This window comes from Thermus sp. NMX2.A1 (assembly GCF_000511705.1).
In the GTDB taxonomy this organism is placed as follows: Bacteria; Deinococcota; Deinococci; order Deinococcales; family Thermaceae; genus Thermus; species Thermus scotoductus.
The window spans coordinates 1-8,177 of sequence record NZ_ATNI01000129.1 but is presented as its reverse complement, the minus strand read 5'-3'; the positions used below and the strand labels follow the sequence as shown (position 1 = coordinate 8,177).

Here is an 8,177-nt window from a genome sequence, read left to right as displayed (position 1 = left end):
AAAGGATACGCTTTCCCAGGAGACTCGAGGCCAACCCCACCATCATCTCCGCGGTGCGGTTACGCTCGTCCAGAATGGGATTCACCTCCACCAGGTCCAGGCTCCGCACCCGGCCCGACTGGGCCAGGATCTCCATGAGGAGGTGCGCCTCCCGGTAGGAAAGGCCCCCGGGCACCGGGGTCCCCACCCCAGGAGCCAGGGTGGGATCCAGGACGTCGGCGTCCAGGGAAACGTGGAGGGGCAGGCCGGAAAGCCTTTCCAAAACCTCCTCGGCGATGCGGGCTACCCCCAGGCGGTCCACCTCGTGCATGGTGTAAACGGTAACCCCCATTTCCCGAAGAAGCCGCTTCTCCCCGGGGTCCAGGCTCCGCACCCCCACCAGGACCACCCTCTTGGGATCCACCGCCTGGAAGGCCTCCGTGAGGCGGGGGTGCCCAAGGCCGCAGAGCACCGCCAGGGGCATGCCGTGAATGTTTCCCGAAGGGCTGGTTTCCGGGGTGTTAAAGTCCGCATGGGCATCCACCCAGACCACCCCCAAGGGCTCCTTGGCCACCCCGCTCACCGAACCCATGCTTAAGGAGTGGTCCCCGCCCAGCACGATGGGAAATACCCCCTCCGGCAGGGAGCGGAGCCGCTCCTTGAGCTCGAGGGCCGCCTGGCGGATCTCCTCCAGGTAGTTCTCCCCGCTCGGGCGCAAGCCCTTGCGCCTGAGGGTTTCCGCCACGGGTACCCGCACGTCCCCCAGGTCCTCCACCGCCAGACCCAGGGCCTCGAGCTCCTCCGCCAGCCGGGCATAGCGCAAAGCGGAAGGCCCCATGTCCACCCCACGCCGGCCTGCGCCTAAGTCCATGGGCACACCCAGGATGGCCACCCGCTCCATGGGGGGCATGCTAGCAGAAAACCCCATGCACCGCTTGGGAACTTTATGCCGACCCCCTAGGAGGAAGGGGCTTTTGGCGCTATACTTAAAAGGATGGAACACCGCGAGGTGGCAAGCATCAACCTGGCCCGCCTCTTGCGGGAAGGAGGCACGGCCCGCGCCGCAGGCGTGGTGCGGGAGGCTTTTCGGGTAGGCGAGGAGCGCTTCCCCCTGGAAGGAGAAGCCACCTGGAAGGTGGCGGTTTCCGCCGTGGGAGGGGATGAGTACTGGCTTTCGGGTGAGGTGGAGGGCGTGGTCCTCATGGAGTGCCGCCGCTGCCTCAAGCCCACCCCCACCCCCATCCACGCCCACTTCCAGCACCTCCTCCGCTACCAGCAAGGCCTGGAAGAGGTGGTCTTCCACGAGGAGAAAGAGGAGGAGTTCTACGCCTTTGGCGAGCCCGACCTGGACCTTCTCCCCTTCCTCACCGAGGCGTTCGTGACGGAGATGCCCTACACCGTCCTCTGCGAGGAAGGGTGCAAGGGCCTCTGCCCGGTCTGCGGGGCGGACCGCAACCTGGTGGACTGCGGCCACGAGCCGGAGGTCCACCATCCCCTCCTCGGCCTTAAGGACCTCCTTCCCGAACTCTAGCGGGTCTGCTATACTACCAGGGGTTTAGCGGGGGTTAAACCCCCCCTGGAGGATTGGAGATGGCCAAGCACCCTGTACCCAAGAAGAAGACCTCTAAGGCGCGGCGCGATGCCCGCAGGAGCCACCACGCCCTGACCCCCCCGACCCTGGTCCCCTGCCCCGAGTGCAAGGCGATGAAGCCCCCGCACACCGTCTGCCCGGAGTGCGGCTACTACGATGGGCGTAAGGTTCTAGAAGTCTAGACCCGGTCAAGACTTAAGGGACCCCGGCCTCCGGGGTCTCAACTTTTTGCGCCATGGGCCGGTATAGTGGAGCCCATGACGGGAGGTCAGGCATGAGCGGCATCCTGGCCCTGGGGGCTTACGCCCCCGAGAGGGTCATGAAGAACGAGGAATTCGAGGCCTACCTGGACACCTCGGACGAGTGGATCGTGACCCGCACGGGCATCCGGGAACGGCGCATCGCCGCCGAGGACGAGTACACCTCGGACCTGGCCTTCAAGGCGGTGGAGGACCTTCTTGGGCGCCACCCAGGAGCTCTGGAAGGAGTGAACGGAGTCATCGTGGCCACCAACACCCCCGACGCCCTCTTCCCCGACACCGCCGCCTTGGTGCAAGCCCGCTTCGGCATCCAGGGCTTCGCCTACGACCTGTTGGCGGGTTGCCCGGGCTGGCTTTACGCCCTAGCCCAGGCCCACGCCATGGTGGAGGCGGGCCTGGCCCGTAAGGTCTTGGTGGTGGGGGCCGAGGCCCTTTCCAAGATCGTGGACTGGAACGACCGGGCCACCGCGGTCCTCTTCGGGGACGCCGGGGGAGCGGCGGTGGTGGGCAAAGTTAGTGAAGGCTTCGGCTTCCGCTCCTTCGTGCTGGGGGCCGACGGCACCGGGGCCAAGGAGCTCTATCACGCCTGCGTGGCCCCCAGGCTTCCCGACGGGACCTCCATGCGCAACCGCCTCTACATGAACGGGCGGGAGGTCTTCAAGTTCGCCGTGCGGGTGATGAACACCGCCACCCTCGAGGCCATAGAAAAAGCCGGCCTCACCCCGGAGGATATCAAGGTCTTCGTGCCCCACCAGGCAAACCTCAGGATCATCGACGCCGCCCGGGAGCGCCTGGGCCTTCCCTGGGAACGGGTGGTGGTGAACGTGGACCGCTACGGCAACACCTCCACCGCCTCCATCCCCCTGGCCCTTAAGGAGGCCGTGGACGAGGGCCGCATCCGGGAAGGGGACCACGTGCTTCTGGTTTCCTTCGGGGCTGGGCTCACCTGGGCGGCCGCCGTAATCACCTGGGGGGGAGCTTGATGTACGCTGCCCTTTTCCCAGGACAGGGCTCCCAGCGGGTGGGGATGGGCAAAGCCCTTTACGAGGCCTCGCCCGCCGCCAAGGAGGTGCTGGACAGGGCCGAGGCTACCCTGCCCGGCCTCCTTAAGCTCATGTGGGAAGGGCCCGAGGAAACCCTCACCCTCACGGAAAACCAGCAACCCGCCCTTCTGGCGGTGGCCTATGCCGCCTACCGGGCCTTCCTGGCGGAAGGGGGAACCGAACCCTCCTTAGCCGCCGGGCACTCCCTGGGGGAATGGACCGCCCATGTGGCCGCGGGCACCCTGGAGCTGGAGGATGCCCTCCGGCTGGTGCGCCTCCGGGGCCGGTACATGCAGGAGGCCGTGCCCCCAGGGGAAGGAGCCATGGCCGCCATCCTGAAGCTTCCCCTCGAGGCCATCCAGGAAGCCCTGGCGAGGTTAGAGGGAGTGGAGATCGCCAACCTAAATGCCCCCGAGCAGACGGTGATCTCCGGCAGGAAGGAGGCGGTGGAGGAGGCGGCGGAAAGGCTAAAGGAAAAACGGGCCCGGGTGGTTTTCCTCCCGGTCTCCGCCCCCTTCCACTCCTCCCTGATGGCTCCTGCCAAGGAGCGCCTGGCCCGTGACCTGGCCCAGGTAACCCTGAGGAAGCCCCGCTTCCCCGTCTACTCCAACGTGACCGCAACGCCCGAGGAGGACCCCGGCCGCATCCGTGAACTTCTCCTGGAGCAGATCACCGCCCCCGTGCGCTGGGTGGAGATCTTAAAGGACATGGAAAAGAGGGGGGTCCGGCGCTTTTTGGAGTTCGGTAGCGGGGAGGTGCTGAAAGGCCTGGTGGCCCGTACCCTGAAGGAAGCGCACGCCCTTTCCGTGGGGGACCCGGAAGGGGTAAGGAAGGCGTTGGAGGTGGAGGATGCGTAAGGCACTGGTGACGGGAGCCAGCCGGGGCATCGGCCGGGCCATCGCCCTCAGGCTGGCCCGGGAGGGCTACGCCCTGGTGATCCATTACGGGCAGAACCGGGAGAAGGCGGAGGAGGTGGCGGAGGAGGCCAGGAGGCTGGGAAGCCCCCTGGTGGGGGTTTTGGGGGCCAACCTCCTGGAGGCGGAGGCCGCCACGGGCCTGGTCCACGGGGCGGCGGAGATCCTGGGGGGCCTGGACACCCTGGTGAACAACGCCGGCATCACCCGGGACACCCTCCTCATCCGCATGAAGGACGAGGACTGGGAAGCCGTGCTGGAAGCCAACCTCTCCGCAGTCTTCCGCACCACCCGGGAGGCCATCAAGCTCATGATGAAGGCCCGCTTCGGGCGCATCGTGAACATCACCAGCGTGGTGGGCATCCTGGGCAACCCCGGCCAGGCCAACTACGTGGCCTCCAAGGCGGGGCTTATCGGCTTCACCCGGGCGGTGGCCAAGGAGTACGCCGCCCGAGGGATCACGGTGAACGCCGTGGCCCCGGGGTTCATAGAAACGGAGATGACGGAAAAGCTCCCGCCCGAGGTGCGGGAGGCCTACCTGAAAAGCATCCCCGCAGGCCGCTTCGGCCGGCCGGAGGACGTGGCCGAGGCGGTGGCCTTTTTGGTCTCCGAGGCTGCGGGCTACATCACCGGCCAAACCCTGTGCGTGGATGGGGGGCTCACCCCCCATTGAAGGGGCCAGGCCCTAAGCTATACCCCGTGGTAAAATTCCCAAGGGAGGTTTTCATGACGGAGAAGGAGATCTTTGAAAAGGTGAAGGCGGTTATTGCGGACAAGCTCTCGGTGGAACCCGAGAAGATCACCCTCGACGCCCGCTTCATCGAGGACCTGGGGGCGGACAGCTTGGATACCGTGGAGCTCATCATGGGCCTCGAGGACGAGTTCGGCCTGGAGATCTCCGACGAGGAGGCCGAGAAGATCCGCACCGTGAAGGATGCGGTGGCCTACATCCAGGCCAAGCTGGGCTAGGGCTTAGGGCTTTTAAGGGGCGCTTCCCGCGCCCCTTTTCTTTTTCCCAGGGCTTTTCCCGGTATACTACCCCCATGCGACGCGTGGTGGTTACCGGCCTAGGAGCCCTCACCCCCATCGGTGTGGGGGCGGAAGCTTACCATAAGGCCCAGCTTGCCGGGAAAAGCGGGGTGCGTCCCATCACTCGCTTTGACGCCTCGGCCCTGCCGGTGCGCATCGCCGCCGAGGTGGACGTCAATCCCGAGGAGTTCATTGACAAAAAGGAACTGAGGCGCCTGGACCGCTTTGTCCAGTACGCCCTGATCGCCGCCGAGCTGGCCCTGACGGATGCGGGACTGGAGCCCAGCACCCTGGATCCCGAGCGGGTGGGTACCCTGGTGGGCACGGGCATCGGGGGCATGGAAACCTGGGAGGCCCAGAGCAAGGTCTTCCTGGAGCGGGGCCCAAACCGGATAAGCCCCTTCTTCATCCCCATGATGATCGCCAACATGGCCTCGGCCCACATCGCCATGCGCTACGGCTTCATGGGACCCAGTTCCACCGCCGTCACCGCCTGCGCCACGGGGTCGGATGCCATCGGAAACGCCCTCCGCATGATCCAGCTGGGGGAAGCCGACGTCGTCCTCGCCGGGGGCACGGAGGCCGCCATCACCCCCATGGCCATCGGGGCCTTCGCCGTGATGCGGGCCCTTTCCACCCGGAACGAGGAGCCCACCAAGGCCAGCCGCCCCTTCACCCTAAGCCGGGATGGCTTCGTGATGGGGGAAGGAGCCGGGGTCTTGGTGCTGGAGGAGTACGAGCACGCCAAGAGGCGGGGAGCCAGGATCTACGCCGAGCTGGTGGGCTTCGGCCGGAGCGCCGACGCCCACCACATCACCGAGCCCCACCCCGAGGGGAAAGGCGCCGCCTTAGCCATGCGCCGCGCCCTTTTGGACGCCAAAGTTAACCCCGAGGAGGTGGGCTACATCAACGCCCACGGCACCTCCACCCCCGTGGGGGACCGGGCCGAGGTCCTGGCCATCAAGGAGGTCTTCAAGGAGCACGCCAAGCGGCTCATGGTTTCCAGCACCAAGAGCATGACCGGCCACCTCCTGGGGGCTGCCGGGGGCATCGAGGCCATCGCCACGGTGCAGGCCCTCTACCACGGGGTCATCCCTCCCACCATCAACCTGGAGGACCCCGACCCCGAGCTGGACCTGGACTTCGTGCCCGAGCCCCGGGAGGCCAAGGTGGCCTACGCCCTCTCCAACTCCTTCGCCTTCGGCGGTCAGAACGCCGTGCTTCTCTTCAAACGGATCTAGGGGATGCTCTACTCCAGGGAAAGGCTTCTGGATCTGGAGGCGGAAAGGCTGGCACCCTACGCCCAGAAGGCCCGGGACACCCGGGGGCGGAAATACCCGGAACCCGAGTCCCCCTACCGCACGCCCTTCCAGAAGGACCGGGACCGCATCCTTCACACCACCGCCTTCCGGCGCCTGGAGTACAAGACCCAGGTCTTTCCCAACTGGGCTGGGGACTACTACCGCACCCGCCTTACCCACACCCTGGAGGTGGTCCAGGTGGCCCGCTCCATCGCCCGCGCCCTGGGCCTCAACGAGGACCTCACGGAGGCCATCGCCCTTTCCCACGACTTAGGCCACCCTCCCTTTGGCCACACGGGGGAGAAGGTCCTGAACGAGCTCATGCGGGACCACGGGGGGTTTGAGCACAACGCCCACGCCCTGAGGATCCTCACCGAGCTGGAGGTGCGCTACCCCAGTTTCAAGGGTTTGAACCTCACCCACGAGGTCCTGGAGGGAATCGCCACCCACGAGGCCGCCTATACCCCGGGCTTCAAGCCGGAGTACGAGGGCAAGGGCACCCTCGAGGCCCAGGTGGTGGACCTCTCCGACGCCATCGCCTATGCGGCCCACGACCTGGACGACGGCCTCCGTAGTGGCCTCCTTCGCCCCCAAGAGCTCACCGAGGTGCCCTTCCTGGCGGAGCTGGCCCGGGAAGAAGGCCTGGACCTTTCGGAGCTAACCGAGCTTTCCCGCCGGATCCTGGTGCGCCAGCTTCTGGGCTTTTTCATCACCGCCTCCATAGAGGCCACCCACCAAAGGGTAGAAGGGGCCGGGGTGAGGAGCCCGGAGGAAGTGCGCCGGCATCCTGAACGCCTGGCTGCTCTCACCCCTGAGGCCGAGCGGGCTCACCGGGAACTCAAGGCCTTTCTCATGGAGCGCTTTTACCGCCATCCCGAGGTCCTGAGGGAGAGGCGCAAGGCGGAAATCGTTTTGGAGAATCTTTTCCACACCTACACCCAGTACCCTGCGATCCTGCCCAAGGAGGTCCAGGCCCGGATCCCCGAGGAGGGGGTGGAGCGGGCGGTGTGCGACTACATCGCCGGGATGACCGACCGGTACGCCCTCGAGGCCTATCGGAAACTCTTCCCCTGAAACCCCGGGGGGCGAGGGATAAAATGGGTAGGTGAAAACCCTGGACTGGAATACCCTTTTTGGCGAGCGGGCCAGGCGCATCCAGGCCTCCACCATCCGCGAGCTTTTAAAGCTCACCCAGCGCCCCGGCGTCCTCAGCTTCGCCGGGGGCCTTCCCGCCCCCGAGCTCTTCCCCAAGGAGGAGGCGGCGGCCAAGGCAGCCGAGATCCTAAGGGAAAAGGGCGAGGTGGCCCTGCAGTACGGGCCCACGGAGGGCTACTTCCCCTTAAGGGCCTGGGTGGCGGAGCGGCTTGGGGTGAGCCCGGAGGAGGTCCTCATCACCACGGGAAGCCAGCAGGCCCTGGACCTTCTGGGGAAGGTCTTTTTGGACGAGGGAAGCCCGGTTCTCTTGGAGGCCCCCAGCTACATGGGGGCCATCCAGGCCTTCCGGGCCTACGGCCCCCGTTTCCTCACGGTGCCGGCCGGGGAAGAGGGGCCGGACCTCAGTGCCCTGGAAGAAGCCCTAGACCAGGAGCGCCCCCGCTTCCTCTACCTCATCCCCTCCTTCCAGAACCCCTCCGGGGGGCTCATGCCCCTGGAAGCCCGCAGGCGCCTCCTGGAAATGGCCATGGAACGGGGGTTGGTGGTGGTGGAGGATGACGCCTACCGGGAGCTCTACTTTGGGGAAAGCCGCCTGCCAAGCCTTTTTGAGCTGGCCCGGGAGGCGGGCTACCCCGGTGTGATCTACCTGAGTAGCTTCTCCAAGGTGCTGGCCCCGGGCCTGAGGGTGGCCTTCGTGGTGGCCCGGCCCGAGGCCATCCTCAAGCTCACCCAGGCCAAACAAGGGGTGGACCTGCACACCCCGGTCCTCAACCAGATCCTGGTGCACGAGCTGGTGAAGGAAGGCTTCCCGGAACGCCTGGAGAGGATCCGCACCACCTACAAGGCCAAGGCCCAGGCCATGCTGGAAGCCCTGGACCGGGAGATGCCCAAGGAGGTGGCCTATA

At 66.4% G+C, this 8,177-nt stretch carries 10 protein-coding genes; 9 read left to right on the top strand and 1 reads right to left on the bottom strand.

The annotated features are described in order from the left end of the window. On the bottom strand, positions 1–889 hold an 889-nt coding region (rocF, locus tag TNMX_RS12310; protein ID WP_172640126.1), incomplete at its 3' end, for an arginase. Positions 890–973: 84 nt separating this feature from the next. On the opposite strand from rocF, the gene TNMX_RS12305 reads away from it, so the two are divergent. From TNMX_RS12305 to TNMX_RS12265, 9 genes are all read left to right on the top strand, one after another. Continuing rightward, positions 974–1,510, top strand: coding sequence for a DUF177 domain-containing protein (locus TNMX_RS12305; RefSeq protein ID WP_038032628.1), 537 nt, complete (start codon positions 974–976; stop codon positions 1,508–1,510). A 59-nt stretch (positions 1,511–1,569) separates the two neighbouring features. Then, entirely contained in the window at positions 1,570–1,752 is a 183-nt protein-coding gene (rpmF, locus tag TNMX_RS12300; RefSeq protein ID WP_015716502.1) for a 50S ribosomal protein L32, read from the top strand. A 92-nt stretch (positions 1,753–1,844) separates the two neighbouring features. Further along, positions 1,845–2,813, top strand: a complete 969-nt coding sequence (locus TNMX_RS12295) for a beta-ketoacyl-ACP synthase III (RefSeq protein ID WP_038032626.1) — start codon at positions 1,845–1,847, stop codon at positions 2,811–2,813. After that, entirely contained in the window at positions 2,813–3,730 is a 918-nt protein-coding gene (fabD, locus tag TNMX_RS12290) for an ACP S-malonyltransferase (protein ID WP_038032623.1), read from the top strand. The genes TNMX_RS12295 and fabD overlap by 1 nt, the downstream gene beginning before the upstream one ends. After that, positions 3,723–4,460: a 3-oxoacyl-[acyl-carrier-protein] reductase gene (fabG, locus tag TNMX_RS12285; protein ID WP_019551155.1), complete on the top strand. Its 738-nt coding sequence runs from the start codon at positions 3,723–3,725 to the stop codon at positions 4,458–4,460. The genes fabD and fabG overlap by 8 nt, the downstream gene beginning before the upstream one ends. Positions 4,461–4,513: 53 nt before the next feature. Then, a complete protein-coding gene (gene acpP / locus TNMX_RS12280; protein WP_038032621.1) occupies positions 4,514–4,756 on the top strand; it encodes an acyl carrier protein in 243 nt (80 codons plus the stop codon). 74 nt (positions 4,757–4,830) lie between these two features. After that, a complete protein-coding gene (gene fabF / locus TNMX_RS12275) occupies positions 4,831–6,057 on the top strand; it encodes a beta-ketoacyl-ACP synthase II (RefSeq protein WP_038032620.1) in 1,227 nt (408 codons plus the stop codon). Between the two features lie 3 nt (positions 6,058–6,060). Next, positions 6,061–7,191, top strand: coding sequence for a deoxyguanosinetriphosphate triphosphohydrolase (locus TNMX_RS12270; protein ID WP_038032618.1), 1,131 nt, complete (start codon positions 6,061–6,063; stop codon positions 7,189–7,191). Positions 7,192–7,222: 31 nt separating this feature from the next. Next, the coding region (locus TNMX_RS12265; RefSeq protein ID WP_038032616.1) for a PLP-dependent aminotransferase family protein at positions 7,223–8,177 on the top strand (955 nt) is incomplete at its 3' end.